This is a genomic window from Kocuria kalidii (genome assembly GCF_044462225.1).
Taxonomy (GTDB): domain Bacteria; phylum Actinomycetota; class Actinomycetes; order Actinomycetales; family Micrococcaceae; genus Kocuria; species Kocuria kalidii.
In genome coordinates this window covers 1-18,324 of record NZ_JBISWJ010000108.1, presented here as the reverse complement: position 1 = coordinate 18,324, position 18,324 = coordinate 1, and the positions used below count along the sequence as shown (strand labels likewise).

The 18,324-nt window shown below is 72.3% G+C and carries 20 protein-coding genes; 10 read left to right on the top strand and 10 right to left on the bottom strand.

Going from position 1 to position 18,324, the window contains the following annotated elements:
- Positions 1 to 80 precede the first annotated feature (80 nt).
- Both ACH9D3_RS15940 and ACH9D3_RS15935 read right to left on the bottom strand, forming a co-directional pair.
- Positions 81 to 869, bottom strand: a complete 789-nt coding sequence (locus tag ACH9D3_RS15940; RefSeq protein WP_396411678.1) for an ABC transporter permease — start codon at positions 867 to 869, stop codon at positions 81 to 83.
- A complete protein-coding gene (locus ACH9D3_RS15935) occupies positions 866 to 1,873 on the bottom strand; it encodes an ABC transporter ATP-binding protein (RefSeq protein ID WP_396398284.1) in 1,008 nt (335 codons plus the stop codon). The genes ACH9D3_RS15940 and ACH9D3_RS15935 overlap by 4 nt, the downstream gene beginning before the upstream one ends.
- A 236-nt stretch (positions 1,874 to 2,109) precedes the next feature.
- Between ACH9D3_RS15935 and ACH9D3_RS15930 the strand changes: the two genes are divergently transcribed.
- The 7 genes from ACH9D3_RS15930 to ACH9D3_RS15900 all read left to right on the top strand — a co-directional run bounded on the left by ACH9D3_RS15930 (position 2,110) and on the right by ACH9D3_RS15900 (position 8,679).
- Positions 2,110 to 2,907 carry a helix-turn-helix transcriptional regulator gene (locus ACH9D3_RS15930; protein ID WP_396398283.1) on the top strand — a complete coding sequence of 266 codons (798 nt, stop codon included), beginning with the start codon at positions 2,110 to 2,112 and terminating at the stop codon, positions 2,905 to 2,907.
- Positions 2,900 to 4,354 (top strand): Fe-S cluster assembly protein SufB, encoded by a 1,455-nt coding sequence (gene sufB / locus ACH9D3_RS15925; protein WP_396398282.1) that lies wholly within the window; start codon positions 2,900 to 2,902, stop codon positions 4,352 to 4,354. The genes ACH9D3_RS15930 and sufB overlap by 8 nt, the downstream gene beginning before the upstream one ends.
- Before the next feature lie 166 nt (positions 4,355 to 4,520).
- A complete protein-coding gene (sufD, locus tag ACH9D3_RS15920; protein WP_396411699.1) occupies positions 4,521 to 5,720 on the top strand; it encodes a Fe-S cluster assembly protein SufD in 1,200 nt (399 codons plus the stop codon).
- Between the two features lie 52 nt (positions 5,721 to 5,772).
- A complete protein-coding gene (sufC, locus tag ACH9D3_RS15915) occupies positions 5,773 to 6,534 on the top strand; it encodes a Fe-S cluster assembly ATPase SufC (protein WP_396398281.1) in 762 nt (253 codons plus the stop codon).
- 38 nt (positions 6,535 to 6,572) lie between these two features.
- The gene (locus tag ACH9D3_RS15910; RefSeq protein WP_396398280.1) at positions 6,573 to 6,929 is read left to right on the top strand and encodes a metal-sulfur cluster assembly factor; all 357 of its coding nucleotides are present in this window, start codon (positions 6,573 to 6,575) and stop codon (positions 6,927 to 6,929) included.
- Positions 6,930 to 7,082: 153 nt separating this feature from the next.
- Positions 7,083 to 7,874, top strand: a complete 792-nt coding sequence (locus ACH9D3_RS15905) for a ZIP family metal transporter (protein WP_396411677.1) — start codon at positions 7,083 to 7,085, stop codon at positions 7,872 to 7,874.
- An 82-nt stretch (positions 7,875 to 7,956) separates the two neighbouring features.
- Entirely contained in the window at positions 7,957 to 8,679 is a 723-nt protein-coding gene (locus tag ACH9D3_RS15900) for an NYN domain-containing protein (protein ID WP_396398278.1), read from the top strand.
- Between the two features lie 229 nt (positions 8,680 to 8,908).
- On the opposite strand, the gene ACH9D3_RS15895 is transcribed toward ACH9D3_RS15900, so the two are convergent.
- The 5 genes from ACH9D3_RS15895 to ACH9D3_RS15875 form a co-directional block, all read right to left on the bottom strand.
- Entirely contained in the window at positions 8,909 to 9,520 is a 612-nt protein-coding gene (locus tag ACH9D3_RS15895) for a CbiQ family ECF transporter T component (RefSeq protein ID WP_396411676.1), read from the bottom strand.
- Positions 9,517 to 10,254, bottom strand: a complete 738-nt coding sequence (locus ACH9D3_RS15890) for an energy-coupling factor ABC transporter ATP-binding protein (protein ID WP_396398276.1) — start codon at positions 10,252 to 10,254, stop codon at positions 9,517 to 9,519. The genes ACH9D3_RS15895 and ACH9D3_RS15890 overlap by 4 nt, the downstream gene beginning before the upstream one ends.
- A gap of 3 nt (positions 10,255 to 10,257) precedes the next feature.
- Entirely contained in the window at positions 10,258 to 10,884 is a 627-nt protein-coding gene (locus ACH9D3_RS15885) for a biotin transporter BioY (RefSeq protein WP_396411675.1), read from the bottom strand.
- 67 nt (positions 10,885 to 10,951) lie between these two features.
- Complete coding sequence (locus tag ACH9D3_RS15880; protein WP_396411674.1) at positions 10,952 to 11,236, bottom strand: hypothetical protein; 285 nt, start codon at positions 11,234 to 11,236, stop codon at positions 10,952 to 10,954.
- A 79-nt stretch (positions 11,237 to 11,315) separates the two neighbouring features.
- Positions 11,316 to 12,707 (bottom strand): AI-2E family transporter, encoded by a 1,392-nt coding sequence (locus tag ACH9D3_RS15875; protein WP_396411673.1) that lies wholly within the window; start codon positions 12,705 to 12,707, stop codon positions 11,316 to 11,318.
- A 407-nt stretch (positions 12,708 to 13,114) separates the two neighbouring features.
- Here ACH9D3_RS15875 and ACH9D3_RS15870 point away from each other — a divergent pair, with 407 nt between their 5' ends.
- The gene (locus ACH9D3_RS15870) at positions 13,115 to 14,713 is read left to right on the top strand and encodes an ATP-binding cassette domain-containing protein (RefSeq protein ID WP_396411672.1); all 1,599 of its coding nucleotides are present in this window, start codon (positions 13,115 to 13,117) and stop codon (positions 14,711 to 14,713) included.
- A 60-nt stretch (positions 14,714 to 14,773) separates the two neighbouring features.
- On the opposite strand, the gene ACH9D3_RS15865 is transcribed toward ACH9D3_RS15870, so the two are convergent.
- Genes ACH9D3_RS15865 through ACH9D3_RS15855 form a run of 3 tightly spaced genes read right to left on the bottom strand, consistent with a single transcriptional unit; the run spans position 14,774 to position 16,571 of the window.
- Positions 14,774 to 15,745, bottom strand: coding sequence for an SURF1 family cytochrome oxidase biogenesis protein (locus tag ACH9D3_RS15865; RefSeq protein ID WP_396411671.1), 972 nt, complete (start codon positions 15,743 to 15,745; stop codon positions 14,774 to 14,776).
- The gene (locus tag ACH9D3_RS15860; RefSeq protein WP_396411670.1) at positions 15,742 to 16,020 is read right to left on the bottom strand and encodes a hypothetical protein; all 279 of its coding nucleotides are present in this window, start codon (positions 16,018 to 16,020) and stop codon (positions 15,742 to 15,744) included. Before ACH9D3_RS15860 ends, ACH9D3_RS15865 begins: the two co-directional genes overlap by 4 nt.
- A gap of 56 nt (positions 16,021 to 16,076) precedes the next feature.
- A complete protein-coding gene (locus ACH9D3_RS15855; RefSeq protein WP_396411669.1) occupies positions 16,077 to 16,571 on the bottom strand; it encodes a DUF3099 domain-containing protein in 495 nt (164 codons plus the stop codon).
- A 176-nt stretch (positions 16,572 to 16,747) separates the two neighbouring features.
- Between ACH9D3_RS15855 and ACH9D3_RS15850 the strand changes: the two genes are divergently transcribed.
- Together ACH9D3_RS15850 and ACH9D3_RS15845 are read left to right on the top strand one after the other, a co-directional pair.
- Complete coding sequence (locus tag ACH9D3_RS15850) at positions 16,748 to 17,476, top strand: beta-ketoacyl-ACP reductase (protein ID WP_396411668.1); 729 nt, start codon at positions 16,748 to 16,750, stop codon at positions 17,474 to 17,476.
- Positions 17,477 to 17,519: 43 nt separating this feature from the next.
- On the top strand, positions 17,520 to 18,278 hold the full coding sequence (locus ACH9D3_RS15845; protein WP_396411667.1) for an SDR family oxidoreductase: 759 nt from the start codon (positions 17,520 to 17,522) through the stop codon (positions 18,276 to 18,278).
- Positions 18,279 to 18,324 lie beyond the last annotated feature (46 nt).

Here is an 18,324-nt window from a genome sequence, read left to right as displayed (position 1 = left end):
AGTTTATCCGGGTTCGCGGTGTCCCGGAGCCGCCGATGGTGCGGGATCGCGGGGCCCGAAGTGCGGCTCGGGCCGGCGGCTCAGCTCCAGCGGAACCAGCGGACCGCCCCGGCCCAGGCCGCGGCGGTCCAGGCGAGCAGCACGAGCACCGGCAGCAGCGCGGGGGTCCCGGTGAGGAAGGTCTCGCGCAGCGCGGTGCCCAGCGCCCCGGAGGGCAGCAGGTCCACCAGCCGGGAGAGGCCTCCCGGCAGTGTGGTGGAGGGGAACAGGGTGCCGCCGACCGCGGCCAGCAGCACCCACACCAGGTTGGTCACCGCGAGGGTCGCCTCGGCGCGCACCGTCCCGGCGAGCAGCAGCCCCAGCCCCGTGAAGGCGGCGGCCCCGAGCAGCAGCACGGGGACGGAGACGAGCACGGCGGCCGCGTCCGGGCGCCAGCCGAGGGCGGCGCCGAGCCCGGCCACCAGCACGTACTGCACCACGAGCACCGCGACGATCGCCAGCAGCTTGCCGGCGATCAGCCCGCTGCGGCCCAGGGGGGTGGTGGAGAGGAAGCGCAGCACCCCGTAGCGGCGGTCGAAGCCGGTCTGGATGCCCTGTCCCGAGAACGCGTTGGAGAGCACGCACAGCGCCAGCACGCCCGGCACGGCGACGTCCACGCGGGAGGCGCCCTCCGGGACGTGGTCGTCGAGCAGGTCGGTGAGCGTCAGGGCCACGAGGGCCATCAGCGGCAGGATCAGGAGCAGCAGCAGCTGCTCCCCGTTGCGCAGCACCGCCCGCGTCTCGTGGCGGGCCTGCGCGGCGACCCGCCGCGCGAGGGGTGCGGGCGCCGGCCGGGGGTGCACGGCCGTCGGCTGGGCGGGGGCGGTCATCGGATCTCCCGTCCGGAGATGTCGAGGAAGACGTCCTCGAGGGAGCGCGGCTGGAGGGACAGGGACACGGGCAGGGCGCCGGTCGCGGTGAACCACCGGGCCACCGCCTCGAGCATCGGGGGGGCGATCGCCCCGGTGAGGGTCACGGTGCGGTCGCTGCGGTTCGCGCGGACGTTCTCGAACCCGGGGCCGTCCCAGGGGAACGGCGCCGCGTGCAGCTGCTCGGGCGCCAGGGTCAGCACGAGCACGGCGGGCGCGTCCGCGCCGGGGGCCACCAGCTCCGCCACGGACCCCTGGGCCATGACCCGGCCGTGGTCCACGATGTAGACCTGGTCGGCGAGGCGCTGGGCGTCGTCGAGGAGGTGCGTCGTGAGGATGATGCACACGCCCTCGCGGCGCAGCTGCTGGACGAGGTCGAAGACGATGTTGCGGGACTGCGGGTCCATCCCGGCGGAGGGCTCGTCGAGGAACAGCACCTCGGGATCGCCCGCGAGGGCCGCCGCCAGGGCCACGCGCTGGCGCTGGCCGCCGGAGAGCCGGCGGACCACGGTGCGGTCGAAGCTGCTGATGCCGAGCCGCTCCACGAGCTCGTCCATGTCCCGGGGGCTGCGGTAGAGGGACGCCACGTGCCGCAGCAGCTCCAGCGGGCGCACGGCCTGGGGGAGCCCGCCGTCCTGGAGCATCACGCCGACCCGGGCGCGCAGCGCCGGGCGGGCCCGCCACGGGTCCTGCCCCAGCAGCCGCACCGTGCCGGCCGAAGGGCGCTGCAGCCCCTGGGCGCACTCCAGGGTGGTCGTCTTGCCGGCGCCGTTGGGCCCGAGCAGGGCCGTGATCTCGCCGTGGCGGGCGGTGAGGGACAGGCCGTCGACGGCGTGCACCGCGCCGGCGCTCGCACCGCCCGGTCCGGCCCCTCGCCGGGTGCGGCGCCGGCGGACGGGGAAATCCTTCACGAGGCGCTCGATCGAGAGTGCGGGCGAGGACTCGGGGAGACTCTGGGCGGGCACCGGACCAGTGTAGTGCCGCGCGCCCGCGGTCCGGTGCCCCTTGGCTGAGCCCCTTCCCGGGGTTATTATGAGTAGGTCGTGATTTGCGGCGGCGGTGGCGGTAAGGCACCACTTACTGGTCGCACCGGAATGTATTACGACATACTCCGGTTGTGTATTGAGAGCGGCCCGATCGGGGCGCACGCCCCGGCACGAGGACCTCCACGACGACCGACCAGGAAGCGCAGGGTTCACCCATGACTCAGACCACGGACGCCAGGAGCGGGTCCCGCTCCGGCCCGCGGGCGGAGCAGGAGGAGAACACCCGCTCGCGCGTGCTCGGGGCCGTCCTCGAGCACGGACCGGTCTCGGCCGCCGACCTCGGCGAGATGCTCGAGCTCACCCCCGCCGCCGTGCGCCGGCACCTGGACGCGCTCGAGCAGCAGCACTTCATCGAGGTCACCATGGTCCGCCGCCGCAGCGGGGGCGCCGGACGTCCGGCGCGCCGCTACGTCGTCGCCCCCGAGGGCCACGCCAAGCTCGGCGACGACTACCTCGAGATCGCCACCGACGCGCTCGAGACCATCCGGCGCATCGCCGGGCCCGAGGCCCTGCACGGCTTCGTCCAGGACCGCGTGGAGCGCCTGGAGGCCTCCTACCGTCCCGAGGTCGAGGCCGCGGGGGAGGACGTCGCCGACCGCCTGCCCGTGCTGGTCCGGCTGCTCAGCCGCGACGGGTTCGCCGCCTCCACCAACGAGGTGGCCGTCGGCCGCGGGGACCGCCGCACCATCGTCTCGGCCCAGCTGTGCCAGGGCCACTGCCCCGTGCGCGAGCTGGCCGCCCGCTACCCCCAGTTCTGCGAGCTGGAGACCGAGCTCATCGCCCGGCTGCTCGGCACCGACGTCCGCCGGCTCTCCACCCAGGCCGCCGGCGCGCACGTGTGCACCACGCACGTGCCCCTCGCCCGGCCGGGACCCGCCGCGGCACCGACTTCCGCGGGACCCACCGCGGACCCGATCACAGACCAGACAACAGAGGAAGGCCGTCATGACTGAACAGATCGCCAGCGGCAACGACACTGTCATCAGCGACATCCTGGAGAAGAACCCCGAGCTCGAGGGGATCGGCACCTACGAGTACGGCTGGGCCGACTCCGACGTCGCCGGCGCCTCCGCGCGGCGCGGTGTCGACGAGGACGTCGTCCGGGACATCTCCGGGAAGAAGAGCGAGCCGCAGTGGATGACCGACCTGCGCCTGAAGGGCCTGAAGTTCTTCGACCGCAAGCCCATGCCCACGTGGGGCGCGGACCTGTCCGGCATCGACTTCGACAACATCAAGTACTTCGTGCGCTCCACGGAGAAGCAGGCCGCCACCTGGGAGGACCTGCCCGAGGACATCCGCAACACCTACGAGAAGCTGGGCATCCCCGAGGCCGAGCGCGGCCGGCTCGTCTCCGGCGTCGCCGCCCAGTACGAGTCCGAGGTCGTCTACCACCAGATCCGCGAGGACCTGGAGGAGCAGGGCGTCATCTTCCTGGACACCGACACCGCGCTCAAGGAGCACCCCGAGATCTTCGCGGAGTACTTCGGCACCGTCATCCCCGTGGGCGACAACAAGTTCGCGTCCCTGAACACGGCCGTGTGGTCCGGCGGCTCGTTCGTCTACGTCCCCAAGGGCGTGCACGTCGAGATCCCGCTGCAGGCCTACTTCCGCATCAACACCGAGAACATGGGCCAGTTCGAGCGGACGCTGATCATCGCGGACGAGGACTCCTACGTCCACTACATCGAGGGCTGCACCGCGCCGATCTACAAGACCGACTCGCTGCACTCCGCGGTCGTGGAGATCATCGTCAAGAAGAACGCCCGGGTGCGCTACACGACCATCCAGAACTGGTCGAACAACGTGTACAACCTCGTGACCAAGCGCGCGATCGCGCACGAGGGCGCCACCATGGAGTGGATCGACGGCAACATCGGCTCGAAGGTCACCCAGAAGTACCCGGCGGTCTACCTGACCGGTGAGCACGCGCGCGGCGAGACCCTCTCGATCGCGTTCGCCGGCGAGGGGCAGCACCAGGACACGGGGTCCAAGATGGTGCACATCGCCCCCAACACGTCGTCGTCGATCGTCTCGAAGTCCGTGGCCCGCAACGGCGGCCGCGCCGCCTACCGCGGACTCGTGCAGGTCCGCGAGGGCGCCAAGGGCGCGAAGTCCAACGTGGTCTGCGACGCCCTGCTGGTGGACACGATCTCCCGCTCCGACACGTACCCGTACGTCGACATCCGCGAGGACGACGTCTCCATGGGCCACGAGGCGACCGTCTCGCGCGTCTCCGAGGAGCAGCTGTTCTACCTCATGCAGCGCGGCATGGCCGAGGACGAGGCCATGGCGATGATCGTGCGCGGGTTCGTGGAGCCGATCGCCCGCGAACTGCCCATGGAGTACGCGCTCGAACTCAACCGCCTCATCGAACTGCAGATGGAAGGATCCGTTGGCTGACATGTCCAAGCTGAACGAAACGATTCGCAACGCCACGGGGGCCGCCGCCTCGGCGGCCACCGCGGTGGCCGAGAAGGCCGCCGGCGCGGCCAAGGACGCCTACGACAACCTGGGCGAGAAGGTCGACGGGGTCCCCACCGGGGACGCGCGCATCGCCATCCCCGGCATGGACCAGGAGGGCGAGCGGCTGGCCCGCGACAAGGTCGAGAACGACACCCTGGTGCGGCACACCTCCCACGGCGACATCTCCGGCGTGCCCGACTCCTCCCGCGCCGGGCGCCACACGTCCTACGACGTCGCCGACTTCCCGAAGCTCACGGGCCGGGAGGAGGACTTCCGGTTCACCCCCCTGAAGCGCCTCAAGGGTCTGCACGCCGACGCCCTCACCGGCCCGGCGCCCGCGGTGACCGTGGACTCCGACGCCGTGCGCGTCGAGACCGTGGGCCGGGACGACGCCCGCATCGGCTGCGCCGGCGTCCCCGAGGACCGGGTCGCCGCCAACGCGTGGAGCAGCGCCACCGGGGCCACCGTCATCACCGTGCCGCAGGAGACCTCGGTGGCCGAGCCGGTCGTCGTGGACATCCACGGCACGGACACCACCCCGGCCGCCCAGCACCTCGTGATCGACGCCCAGCCCTTCTCCCGGGCGCTCGTGGTCCTGCGCCACCACGGCACCGCCGTGCTCTCGCAGAACGTCGAGTTCCGGGTCGCCGACTCCGCCAACCTGGCCGTGGTGACCCTGCAGGAGTGGGACGACGACGCCGTGCACGCCTCCTCCCAGCAGGCGCGCCTCGGCAGGGCGGCCACCTTCAAGCACGTGCTGGTCTCCCTGGGCGGCGACCTCGTGCGCGTCACCCCGTCCACCCGGTTCGACGCCCCCGGCGGGTCCGTGGAGATGTACGGGCTGACCTTCGTGGACGGCGGGCAGCACCTGGAGTCCCGGCTGTTCGTGGACCACTCGCAGCCGAACTGCACCTCGCGGGTGACCTACAAGTCCGCGCTGCAGGGCGAGAACGCGCACGGCGTGTGGGTCGGCGACGTCCTCATCCGCGCCACGGCGGAGGGCACCGACACCTACGAGCTCAACCGGAACCTGATCCTCAACGACGGCCCCCGGATGGACTCCGTGCCGAACCTGGAGATCGAGACCGGCCTCATCACCGGTGCCGGCCACGCCTCCACCACGGGGCAGCTGGACGACGAGCACCTGTACTACCTCATGTCCCGGGGCATCCCCGAGGACGAGGCGCGACGGCTGGTGGTCCGCGGGTTCCTCTTCGAGATCATCCAGCAGATCGGTGTCCCGGACATCGAGGAGCGCCTGCGCGGCGCCGTCCAGGACGAGCTCGCCTCCGCGAACTACTGATCCGCCCCGCACCATCCGCACCCAGACTTTTTCGACCACAGGAGAACCATCCATGGCAACTCTCGAGATCAAGGACCTGCACGCGTCCGTCGTGCTCGACGACGAGACCACCAAGCCGATCCTCAAGGGCGTGGACCTGACCATCCGCTCCGGCGAGGTCCACGCCATCATGGGGCCCAACGGCTCCGGCAAGTCCACGCTGGCCTCCACCATCGCCGGCCACCCCAAGTTCGTCGTCGACTCCGGCGAGGTCCTCCTGGACGGCGAGAACGTCCTGGAGATGTCCGTGGACGAGCGGGCCCGCGCCGGGCTCTTCCTGGCGATGCAGTACCCGGTGGAGATCCCCGGTGTGACGACGTCCAACTTCCTGCGCACCGCCAAGACCGCGATCGACGGCGAGGCCCCGTCCCTGCGCACCTGGACCAAGGACGTCAAGGCCGCCATGGCGCAGCTGAAGATCAGCCCCGACATGATCCAGCGCAACGTCAACGAGGGCTTCTCCGGCGGCGAGAAGAAGCGCCACGAGATCCTCCAGCTCGAGCTGCTCAAGCCGAAGATCGCGCTCCTGGACGAGACCGACTCCGGCCTCGACGTGGACGCGCTCAAGGTGGTCTCCGAGGGCGTCAACCGGGCCCTCGAGGACAACGACCTGGGCGTCATGCTGATCACCCACTACACCCGCATCCTGCGCTACATCAAGCCGCAGTTCGTGCACGTGTTCCACGACGGCCGCGTGGTCGACGAGGGCGGGCCCGAGCTCGCCGACCGGCTCGAGGACGAGGGCTACGACCGCTACCTGGCCCCGGTCAAGTAGCGGCTCCGACCCCACCAGCTTTCGAAAGGAGGCCAGCGATGGCCGACACCAACGCTGAGACCACGGACCGGCCCGAGACCTCGGGACGGCCCTCCGCCGAGGAGGTCGAGGAGGCGCTCATGAACGTCATCGACCCCGAGCTCGGCGTCAACATCGTGGACCTGGGGCTGCTCTACGGCTCCCACTGGGCCGACGACGGCGCCCTGATCCTCGACATGACCCTGACCACGGCCGCGTGCCCGCTGCAGGACGTCATCGAGGAGCAGTGCGCGCAGAACCTCGACACCATGGTGGACGAGTGGCGCGTGAACTGGGTCTGGATGCCGCCGTGGGGTCCCGACCGGATCACCGAGGACGGCCGCGACCAGATGCGGGCCCTGGGCTTCAACATCTGATCCGCTCCTCCGCACGACGACGGCGGTCCGTCCACCTCCCGGGGTGGGCGGACCGCCGTCGTCGTGCTCCGCCCGCCCCGGAGCCGCCGTCCCGCGGTAAGTAACCTTCCGATTGGACGGTGCGGGGCGGCGTCCCGCTCCTACACTGCCCACATGGGCCAGACCTTGCTGTTCGGGATCGTCGCCTCGAGCGCGCTCGTCGTCGGCGCCCTCGTCGGCGTGCGCTTCGAGCTCCCGAAGCGCCTGCTGGCCATCCTGCTGTCCTTCGCCGCCGGCGCGCTCATCACGGCGCTGGCCTTCGAGCTGTTCGAGTCCGCCTACGAGCGCGGGGGCCTCTGGGTGGCCGTGGGCGGGCTGGCCGCCGGCGCCGTCGTCTTCACGGTCCTCAGCGCCCTGCTCGACCGCTGGGCCCAGCCCGGACCGGCCTCGGACGGCGCGGAGAAGGAGCAGGGCAGCGCGAAGCTGGACCCGGACGCCGCCGCGGACGAGACGGCGCCCACGGCGGCCTCCGCCGGCGGCGCCGCCGGCCTGGCCCTGCTGGCCGCGGTCACGCTGGACGGCGTCCCGGAGAACGTGGCCCTGGGCGTCTCGCTCGCCGAGGGCACCGGTGGCCTCGCCCTGCTCGCGGCGATCTTCGTGTCCAACCTCCCGGAGTCCCTGGTCGGGGCGGCCTCGATGCGCGAGCAGGGGATGTCGAGGGTCAAGGCCGTCCTGCTCTGGACGGTGTGCGGGGTGCTGCTGGTCCTGGCCGTCGTGGTCGGCGCCGGCCCGCTGGCCGGCAGCGACCCCGAGATGATCTCCCTGCCGCTGGCCTTCGCCGCCGGTGCGGTCATCGCCTCCCTGGCGGACACCCTGATGCCGGAGGCCTACGAGCACGGCGGCCCGGCCGTGGCGCTGAGCACGGCGGCGGGCTTCGCGCTCTCCTTCGCCCTGTCGCTGGCGTGAGCGGCGGACGACGGCGCCCGGCCGGACGTCGCGCAGCGTGTCCGGCTGTCCGTCCGTGGACCGTCCGTGACAGAGTCGTCCCGTGACTACCGAGGAGAAGCGCATCGCGCTGCTGATCGACGCCGACAACGCACCGGCGTCGAAGATCGACGTGATCCTGGCCGAGGTGGCCCGCCACGGCACCGCGAACGTCCGCCGCGCCTACGGCGACTGGAAGAGCCCGCGCCTGCAGCAGTGGGAGGCCGTGCTCCACGCCTACGCGATCCGGCCGATCCAGCAGTTCGCCTACAGCACGGGCAAGAACGCCTCGGACATGGCCATGGTGATCGACGCCATGGACCTGCTCTACGCCGGTTCGGTCGACGGGTTCGCGATCGCCTCCAGCGACGCGGACTTCACGCCGCTGGTGATGCGGATCCTCACCGACGGCCACAAGGTCTACGGCTTCGGCCAGCGGCAGACCCCGGAGCCGTTCATCAATGCCTGCTCCCAGTTCACCTACGTGGAGAGCCTGGGCGTGCCCGCCGAGGAGGCGCCCGGGGAGGCGCCCTCGCCGACGCCCCAGCAGGCGCTGCGGGGGGACGCCCGGCTGGTCCGGATGCTGCGGAGCGCGGTGGACGCCGCGAGCGGCGACGACGGCTGGGCGCACCTCGGCGCCGTCGGCCAGCAGATCGGCAACCAGGCGTCCTTCGACTCCCGCAACCACGGCTACCGCAAGCTCAGCGACCTGATCGAGGCCACGGGCCTGTTCGACGTCCGCCGGCAGAACCAGGCCGTGCAGGTGCGGGACAACCGCCGGCGCTGACCCTGGGCGGGCGTGCCCGGATGTCGGCCACCCGAGGTGCGCACACTCCCACCGCCCGCTCACCGCCCGCTGACCCCCGCCCACCGTCGAGTCCCCACCGTCGAGCCCCACCAAAGGCGCAAATCCCCATGACGTCTCCTGGGGACTCGAGTACTTGTTGGGGACTCGGCGGCAAGCCGGGCGCGGGACTCGGCGGCGCGGGGTCGCGGGCCGCACGCGGGGTGCGTGCTCAGTCGAAGCCGCGTGCGGCCAGGGCCTGACCGGTCCGCTGCGCGTAGGCGACCGTCGAGATGACGGCGGGGGTCACCAGCCGCACGGGGTTGGGCCGCAGGCCGCGGGCCCGCACGGCGTCCCGGAGGTCGCCCACGGCGCCCACGATGAAGGGGATGGAGCGCAGCATCAGGGAGATCGCCAAGCCGATGCGCTCCGGGTCCGCCCCGACCAGGCGCACCGGCGAGCACAGCCACACCACGCCGTCGAGCAGCTCGGGCAGGGGCGTGGTGTGCATCAGGACGCGGGTGACGACGAGGAACACGACGATCGTCAGCACCACGTCCGCGGCCTGCGCCGGTCCGGTGGTCAGCACGTGGTAGACGGCGAGCAGCACCAGCACGGGCAGGGCCGGCGCCAGTCCCCGCCACCACTCCCGGGCGCCGACGCCCGCCGCGGAGCCCGCGACCAGCAGGACGAGGGTCAGGGCGGTGGGCACCGGCCACGAGGGGGCCAGCACCACGGCCACGGTCACGACCAGGATGCCGATCCCCTTGGCCCGGAGCGGGGCGCGGTGCAGCAGGCCGGTGCCGGGGGAGTAGCTGCCGAAGAGGTCCGGTCCCCGGTTCACGGGCGTGCCTCCTGGGGGAAGCCGCGCGCGCACCACTGCTCGTAGGCGGGGACGACCTCCTCGGGAGGGCCGTCCGCGACGAGCACCCCCTCGTGCAGGACCAGGACGCGCGGTGCGGTCGCGGCGAGGCCGAGGTCGTGCGTGGAGATCAGCAGCTGGTGCGGGAGCCCGTCGAGCAGCCCGAGGAGCCGCCCCCGGTTGCGCAGGTCCAGCAGCGTCGTGGGCTCGTCGAGGACGAGGACCTCGGGCTCCACGGCCAGCACCGCCGCGAAGGCCGCCAGCTGCCGCTCACCGCCCGAGAGGTCGTAGATGCTGTGCTCGGCCCGGTGGCCGATCCCCACCCGGTCGAGCAGCCCGAGCGCGGCGCTGCGGCGTCGGGCGCGGGGCACCCCGGCCCCGCGCAGGGACAGCTCGACGTCCTCGACGGGGGTCGGCATCACCAGCTGGGAGAGCGGGTCGGTGAACACGAAGCCCACCCGGCGCCGAGCGGCCCGCACGTCCCGGGACACGTCCGTGCCGTGCACGGTCACGGCGCCCGACGACGGACGGACGAGCCCGTTGAACAGACGCAGCAGCGTGGACTTGCCGGAACCGTTGAGCCCGACCACGGCCACCCGCCGCTCGTCCAGGGACACGTCGAGGTCCCGGAGCAGGGTCAGCTCACCCGTTGCGGTGGGCGCCGTGACGGTGACGCGGGAGCACACGAGGGCCGAGGCCCCGGGGGTCTCGGGCACGGATCAGCGCGTGCCCGCGATCCGGGGGAACGCCTTGTGCACGCCCACGGCGATGACCGCGGCGAGCACGACCTTGACCAGGTCGCCGGGCCAGAAGACGAGGTCGGTCAGGAACGCGTCCTGGAGGGCCAGCTCGGCGTTGACCACCAGACCGGCGATGCCTCCGATCCGGATCACCACGAACCCGGCCAGGGCCGCGGCCACCAGCCGCAGGGTGTAGGTGCCGGTGCGCTCGTAGCGGGCGTTGGTGGCCCCGCCGTCGTTGGCGCGGCGGGCCGGGATCAGCCACTGCGCCACGTAGCCGGCGGCGGCGGCGGCGAACGGGAAGGCCAGGATGTAGCCCGCCGAGGGTCCGGCGAGTACGCCGAGCCCGCCGCGGAAGCCGGCGAAGACGGGGACGCCGATCAGCCCGACCAAGACGTAGAGGGCCACCGCGAGGAGCCCGCGGGTGCCGCCCAGGACCAGGCCGGTCAGGAACACGGCGAGGGTCTGCAGGGTCAGCGGCACTCCCGCCGCGCCCAGCGGGATCCCGGGCAGCACGGAGAGGGCGGCGGTGAGGGCCGCGAAGACGGCGATGTTCGCGAGGTCCTCGGCGGTGACGGCGCGGCGGCGTTCGACGTTGTTGCTCATGGGTGCCAGCCTAGGGCCTCTGCGCGGCATCGCCGGCACGCGGATGCGTCCCGGCTCCGCCGCGGGCTCACGGGCGGCCCTCCCCGGGGAGCACGCCGCCGTCCCCGGCGCTGTCGGGTCCGACGACCGGCAGGCTGCCGTCGGCCTCCAGCAGCGGGATGCTGCGCGCGGTGAGGACGCGGCCGAAGATCGCTCCGATCGCCACGGTGACGACGAAGTCGAAGCTGTTCCTCCGGGCCGGGGTGCGCTGGCCGGAGATCCGCAGCAGCAGGACCAGCGTCGTGTCGGCGAGGGTGCCGACCAGCACGATCCGGGCGACCGGCTCCCAGCCGTCGAAGAAGAAGTTGACCACGGGTCCACGTCCTTCCGCCGGGGTGCGGCCCGGCCCGTGCGGCCGGCGTGCTCCGCCCCGGCCGGGCGGAGCACGCCGGTCAGGCCTTCTCGGACTCCTCCGCGGGTTCCGCGGCGTCCCGCTTGGCGGCGCCCAGCTTGCCGCCCCCCAGGTTCTGCATGCGCATCCGCTGGTACTTCCAGCGCTCGGCCATGGTCGCCTTCGCGGCGACCCGGTCCCGGGGGTCGAGCGGGTCCTCGCCCAGCACGGGGTCGTCGCCGGTCTGGTAGCGGTCCGTCCACACCTGGATCACGGCCCAGGCGACCGCGGTGTAGGGCACCGCGAGAATGGCTCCGAAGATGCCGCCCACGAGCGTGCCGACGGTCAGGGCCAGGAGCACGACGAGCGCGTGCAGGCTCAGGGTCTTGCCCATGATGATCGGCTGGAGGATGTTGCCCTCGATCTGGTTCACCGCCACCACGATGGCCACCACGATCAGCGCGGCCACGACGCCGTTCGTGAAGAGGGCGACCAGGGCGGCCAGGATGCCTGCGATGGTGGCCCCGATGACGGGGATGAAGGCGGTGACGAACACCACCACGGCCAGCGGGAGGGCCAGTGGCACCCCGACGATGGCGAGGCCGATGCCGATGAGCACGGCGTCGATCAGGGCGACGAAGGCCGTGCCGCGGACGTAGCCGCCGAGCACCTGGCTGGAGCGGTCGGCCGCCTCGGCGAGCTTGGCCCGGCGCGCGCCGTGGAACCACCGCAGGAAGAAGTTCCACATCTTCGTCCCGTCCTTCAGGAAGAAGAAGAGGACCACGATCATCAGCACCAGGCCGGTGAGGAAGGTGGCGGCCGCGGACAGGCCGGTCAGTGCGCTGTTGGCGGCGTTGCCGGCGAAGCTGCCGCTCGCGACCACGTCGCTGACCCGCTGGACGGCGGAGTCGAGGGTGGCGGTGTCCACGGGCAGGGGGCTCTGCTCCAGCAACCGCTGCAGCTCGTTCCAGCCGCTGGCCGCCTGGGAGGTCAGCGTCTCCCACTGGTTGCGGATCGTGAACACGATGCCCGTGATGACGCCGCCGATGAGCAGCAGGATGCCGATGAACGCGGCCAGCGTGGCCATGAGGTTGGACCACCCCTTGCGCTCGAGCCAGTGGACCAGCGGTCCCACGGCGGAGGCGAGGATGAGCGCCACCAGCACGGCGATCACGACGAGCGTCACCCGCAGCAGCACCCACAGGACGCCGGCGACCACCGCGGCGACCAGCAGCGTCTGCGCCGCCCGGGACCCGGCGCGCCCGAGGCCGTCCGACCAGGGGCCGACGGCGGGGGCGATGGACCGTGCGGCGTCGTCCAGGCCGGTGCCGGCGGAGTCCGCGCCGTCGTTCGCCTCGGCGTCGGAGTAGTGCCGGGCGAGGGCGTCGGGAGCTGAGCTCGAACCGCCCGTCGCGGGCGTCGAGGACTGATCCGGAGGGGGTGGGGTTGCCATGCAGGTTCTCCTGGCCGGGGTGGAGGGAAGAAGCGCCGAGCGGGCCGCCGGGGGCGGCGTCGACAGTGCTCCAAACTCTAAGGGGGCTGTCGACCACTGTCCAACGATGCCGCGGTCCTCCGGCGCCGCACCGGCCCTGACCGGGACCGGTCACGACGACGGCGGTGGGCGGGGACCGGCGCCCGTCGCCGGGATGCCGCCCCGCGCACGTGTCCCATGCCGGAGCCCCGTACGTGAGCCCCGTGCACGAGGCCGTCCGTGAGCCCGTAGGTGAGCCCGTACGTGAGCAAGGACGCGTCGCACCGGGCCCGGAGGGGGTGCCGCCCTGCGAGAGGGACCGGTAGAATGGGTAGGTTGCCCGGAACGGGCGCCCACTCCTCCCCGCACTCCCTCGAAAGGTCTCCTCCGTGATCACTGTCCAGAACCTCGAACTGCGTGCCGGTGCCCGGCTGCTCATGGACGAGGTCAACTTCCGTGTGGACAAGGGGGACAAGATCGGCCTGGTCGGGCGCAACGGCGCCGGCAAGACGACGATGACCAAGGTCCTCGCGGGGGAGACCCTGCCCGCGGGCGGGACGGTCACGCGCACCGGGGCCATCGGCTACCTCCCGCAGGACCCGAAGGTCGAGGACATGGAGCAGCTCGCCCGCGACCGCATCCTCTCCGCCCGCAACCTCGCGGGCGTCGTCGCGCGCCTGCGCGCGGCCGAGCAGGACATGGCCTCCGAGGACGACGCCGTGCGCAACAAGGCCATGCGCGGCTACGACCGGCTCGAGTCGGAGTTCCTCGCCGGCGGCGGCTACGCCGCGGAGTCCGAGGCCGCGACGATCACCTCCAACCTGGACCTGCCCGAGCGCATCCTCGACCAGCCGCTGCGCACCCTCTCCGGCGGTCAGCGCCGCCGCGTGGAGCTGGCCCGGATCCTGTTCTCCGACGCCGACATCATGCTCCTCGACGAGCCCACCAACCACCTGGACGCCGACTCCGTCGTGTGGCTGCGGGAGTTCCTGAAGAACTTCCAGGGCGGCCTGCTCGTGATCTCCCACGACGTGGAGCTCATGGAGATGGTGGTCAACAGGGTCCTGTACCTCGACGCCAACCGCTGCGTCATCGACCTGTACAACATGGGCTGGCGGAACTACCTGCTCCAGCGCGAGCAGGACGCCCACCGCCGCAAGCGCGAGTACGCGAACGCGGAGAAGAAGGCCACGGCCCTCATGGACCAGGCCAACAAGATGCGCGCCAAGGCCAGCAAGGCCGTGGCCGCCCAGCAGATGATCAAGCGCGCCGAACGGCTCATGCAGGGCCTCGAGGGGGAGCGGCAGGCGGACAAGGTCGCGAACATCCGGTTCCCCAAGCCCGCCGACTGCGGCAAGACGCCCCTCACCGCCCGTGACCTGTCCAAGTCCTACGGCTCGCTCGAGATCTTCAACGACGTGGACCTCGCCATCGACAAGGGCTCCCGGGTGGTCATCCTCGGGTTCAACGGCGCCGGCAAGACCACGCTGCTGCGGATGCTGGCGGGCGAGGCCCAGCCCGACACCGGTGAGGTGCTCCCCGGCCACGGCCTCAAGCTCGGCTACTTCGCCCAGGAGCACGACACCCTGGACCCGGAGCGCACGGTGCTCGAGAACATGCGGACCGCCGCCCCGGACCTCGCCGACACCGAGGTCCGCAACGTCCTGGGCTCGTTCCTCTTCCAGGGCGACGACGTCTCCAAGCCCGCCGGGGTGCTCTCCGGCGGCGAGAAGACCCGCCTCGCGCTCGCGACGCTCGTGGCCTCCTCGGCCAACGTGCTGCTGCTCGACGAGCCCACCAACAACCTGGACCCGGCCTCCCGGCGGGAGATCCTCAACGCCCTGCGCACCTACGAGGGAGCGGTCGTGCTCGTCTCGCACGACGAGGGCGCGGTCGAGGCCCTCGACCCCGAGCGCGTGGTCATCCTGCCCGACGGCACCGAGGACCTGTGGAGCCAGGAGTACCAGGACCTCATCTCCCTGGCCTGAGCCCGGACACCGCGCCGGTCCCGTCCACCGCGGGCCCGGCCCGTGCTCCGGGTGTGCGCGCTACCGGCCCTGGTGCTCGAGGGCGTCCAGCATGGCGTCCTCCTCGTCCTCCCAGGTGGGACGGCTGCGCCGGCGCCGGGGCTGGGGGCGCATGAGGGACTTGAGGTGGGCCGGCATGTCGTCGGCCATCTCCATCTGCCGCACGACGAGCTCCTCGTCGCCCTCGCCGATGTAGTTGCCGTCCTCGTCGTAGAACCGGGAGAGCCGCCGCTCCATCTCCGCGGCGTACTGGCGGTCCCAGGCGTCGTTGCGGGCCTGCTGCCGGGCGGCGTAGCCGTAGGCCACGAAGAACAGGGCCGCGAACGCGTACCACTGCAGCGAGTAGGACAGGTGCGGCCCGGAGTCGATCTCGGGCTCGGGGGCCGGCGCGGGGACCACGGCGGGTGCCGGGTCCTCCGCGAAGACCTCGCCGTAGGCGGCCGTGCCGATCGGCCGGTCCCAGCGGTCCCGCAGCTCCTCGAGCTGGACGGAGGCGATCTGTCCCTCCGGGGCCCCGCGGCTGACGGCCGGCTCTCCGGGCTGGAGCCGGGCCGTGACCGTCACCTGACCGCCGGGCGGGGCCGGCACCTCGTCCGGCATCCCGTTGGCCGCCTCGCCGGTGGGGATCCAGCCGCGGTCCAGGACCAGCACGTCACCGTCCTGCGTGCGGAACGGGACCAGGACCTCGTAGCCGACGCGGCCGTCCTGGGGCCGGTTGCGGACCAGGACCTGGTCCTCGGGCAGGTAGCGGCCGGTGAGCCGCACGGGGTGCCAGGTGAGGCGCTCGTCGTGGGCGGTGAACTGCTCGGCGGCCCCCGCGCCCGTCAGGGGCTCGGCGCGGTAGTTCTGGGTGATCTTGGTGTTCTCGCCGATGAGGTGGTCGTTGCGGTCCATCTGCCAGCCGCCCAGGTACACGGAGACCACCGCCGCGGCGCACGCGAGGAGGAAGAAGCCGAGCCACTTGCCGCTGAGGAGGAAACGGTAGTCGTTCACTCCTGCTGCTCCCCGGCGGGGTCCGCGGCGGCGAGCGGGACGGTGTCCTTCCAGAAGCCGCGCGCGCCGAGGAACTGCTCGAGGTCCTCGCGGTGGTCCGCGCATGCGAGCCAGGTCTTGCGCCGCTCGGGGGTGTGGATCCGCGGGTTGTTCCAGCGGATCCGCCAGGCGGCGTCCGCGCGGCAGCCCTTGCGGGAGCACTGCAGGGTGTCGGGCCCGGCCGGGGGAGCCTCTGACCCTCGCGGGGACAGCGATCCGAGCAGGTCGAACTCCACGGCGGTCGTGCTCCTCAGGGTCTGCGGTGGTGCTCCCGGGTCTGTCCGACGTGGGCTCAGGCCGCGCCGCGGTGCCGGGAGGTGTCGTCCTCGACAGTAGCGGAGGAAGCCGGGTCCTCGCTGGGAACGGCCGTGCTCCCGGAGCCCGGCCGGGCGGTGTCGTCCTCGCGGTGCCCGGCGACGAACTCGCCCTCCAGCACGAAGTCGATGGCCAGGGGCTCCGCCGGCGGAGCCGGTTCGGGTGCGGACGCCAGCGCCGGTGCGGCCGGGGGCTCGTAGTAGTTGCTGGTCCGCGTGGAGCGGTCGTTGCTGTTGGCGAGCAGCACGGCCATCCAGGGCAGCACGGCGACGCCCAGGATCGCGATACCGCGGACCCAGAGGTTGTCGACGGCCACGAACACGATGAGGCACACGATGCGCAGGGCCATCTGGATGCTGTAGACCCGCATCCGGTGGCCCATGTCCTGGGTGTGCGGCTCGGCCGTGGTGGTGATGGAGTGGACGTCGTCCTGGCCGGTGGTCTCGGCCGTGGTGAGATAGCGGTTGCTCATGGTCCTCCCAACAGACGTTCCATTCTCTCACCGGGGTCCGACATCCAGAAGGCGGCCTCCGGGTGCTACCGGACGGTCGCACGGGCCGACCGGTAGCATTGGGGGGAATTTGCCTCCGGGCCCGCGTCCTGCCCGGACGGCGGCACCCGCGTCCCACGACCGAAAGGCCCCTTCCCATGGCAGACGAGCAGCGCAGCCCGGCCCCCCGCACCGTCCTCGTGACCGGCGGCAACCGCGGGATCGGCCGGGCCATCGCGCAGGCCTTCCAGGACCACGGCGACAACGTGGCGGTGACCTACCGCTCCGGCGAGGCGCCCGAGGGCTTCTTCGCGGTGCGGGCCGACGTCACCGACTCCGCCTCGATCGACGCCGCCTACAAGGCGGTGGAGGCCGAGTACGGCCCGGTCGAGGTGGTCGTGGCCAACGCCGGGATCACCCGGGACACCCTGCTGCTGCGGATGAAGGAGCAGGACTTCCAGGACGTGGTGGACACCAACCTCACCGGTGCCTTCCGCGTGGTGCAGCGCGCCGCCAAGGGGTTCATGCGGCTCAAGCGGGGGCGCGTGGTGCTCATCTCCTCCGTGGTCGGGCTCTACGGCTCGCCCGGGCAGGTCAACTACGCCGCGTCCAAGGCCGGCCTGGTCGGCATCGCCCGGTCGATCACCCGGGAGCTGGGCGGGCGCAACGTGACCGCCAACGTGGTGGCCCCGGGGTTCATCAACACCGAGATGACCGCGGCGCTGCCCGAGGACACCCAGCAGGGCTACCTCTCGGCCATCCCCGCGGGCCGGTTCGCCGAGCCCGAGGAGGTCGCCGCCGTGGTCCGCTGGATCGCCTCCGACGAGGCCAAGTACATCTCCGGCGCCGTCATCCCCGTGGACGGCGGCCTCGGCATGGGCCACTGAGCCCGGCCACACCTCTCCCCGCCCGTCCCACCGAAGGAGCACCATGAGTTCACTTGCAGGCAAGACCGCGGTCGTCACCGGGTCCTCGCGCGGCGTCGGCGCCGACACCGCCAAGCTGCTGGCCGCCGAGGGCGCCAACGTCGTCGTCAACTACCGGCAGAAGGCGCCGCGCGCCAACAAGGTCGTCAAGGAGATCGAGGCCGCCGGTGGGCGGGCCGTCGCCGTTCAGGCCGACATGACCCGCCCCGAGGACGTCCGCAACCTCTTCGCCCGGGCCGCGGAGGCCTTCGGCGGGGTCGACGTGCTCGTGCTCAACGCCTCCGGCGGCATGGAGACGGACCTCGGCGAGGACTACGCCCTCAAGCTCAACCGGGACGCCCAGGACGACGCTCTCACCGCTGCGCTCGAGCACCTGCCGGAGGGCGGGCGCGTGGTGTTCGTGACCAGCCACCAGGCGCACTTCATCAACGACGTCGAGACCATGCCCGAGTACGAGGCGGTCGCGCGGTCCAAGCGCGCGGGCGAGGACACCCTCACCGCCCGCGTCCCGGAGCTGTCGGAGCGAGGCATCACCTTCGTGGTGGTCTCCGCCGACATGATCGAGGGCACCGTCACCGCGACCCTGCTCAACCGGGCCCGCCCGGGCGCGCTCGAGCAGCGCCGCGAGGCCGCGGGCAAGCTCTACTCCGTGCACGAGTTCGCCCAGGAGATCGCGAGGATGGTCAGCGCGGACGTCCCCACCGGGCACGTCGAGCTGGTGGGCGGCGCGGACGACTTCCTGGCCCAGGCCGGACGCGAGTAGCGCTGCCGGGAGCGGTCCCGGCGCACGACGAGGTCACGGCGGGGCG

Excerpts from the sequence above, each read along its gene's own strand:
- ACH9D3_RS15940 (WP_396411678.1), bottom strand. The coding sequence starts at position 869 with ATGACCGCCCCCGCCCAGCCGACGGCCGTGCACCCCCGGCCGGCGCCC.
- ACH9D3_RS15930 (WP_396398283.1), top strand. The coding sequence starts at position 2,110 with ATGACTCAGACCACGGACGCCAGGAGCGGGTCCCGCTCCGGCCCGCGG.
- sufB (WP_396398282.1), top strand. The coding sequence starts at position 2,900 with ATGACTGAACAGATCGCCAGCGGCAACGACACTGTCATCAGCGACATC.
- sufD (WP_396411699.1), top strand. The coding sequence starts at position 4,521 with ATGGACCAGGAGGGCGAGCGGCTGGCCCGCGACAAGGTCGAGAACGAC.
- sufC (WP_396398281.1), top strand. The coding sequence starts at position 5,773 with ATGGCAACTCTCGAGATCAAGGACCTGCACGCGTCCGTCGTGCTCGAC.
- ACH9D3_RS15910 (WP_396398280.1), top strand. The coding sequence starts at position 6,573 with ATGGCCGACACCAACGCTGAGACCACGGACCGGCCCGAGACCTCGGGA.
- ACH9D3_RS15905 (WP_396411677.1), top strand. The coding sequence starts at position 7,083 with ATGGGCCAGACCTTGCTGTTCGGGATCGTCGCCTCGAGCGCGCTCGTC.
- ACH9D3_RS15885 (WP_396411675.1), bottom strand. The coding sequence starts at position 10,884 with ATGAGCAACAACGTCGAACGCCGCCGCGCCGTCACCGCCGAGGACCTC.
- ACH9D3_RS15875 (WP_396411673.1), bottom strand. The coding sequence starts at position 12,707 with ATGGCAACCCCACCCCCTCCGGATCAGTCCTCGACGCCCGCGACGGGC.
- ACH9D3_RS15855 (WP_396411669.1), bottom strand. The coding sequence starts at position 16,571 with ATGAGCAACCGCTATCTCACCACGGCCGAGACCACCGGCCAGGACGAC.
- ACH9D3_RS15850 (WP_396411668.1), top strand. The coding sequence starts at position 16,748 with ATGGCAGACGAGCAGCGCAGCCCGGCCCCCCGCACCGTCCTCGTGACC.
- ACH9D3_RS15845 (WP_396411667.1), top strand. The coding sequence starts at position 17,520 with ATGAGTTCACTTGCAGGCAAGACCGCGGTCGTCACCGGGTCCTCGCGC.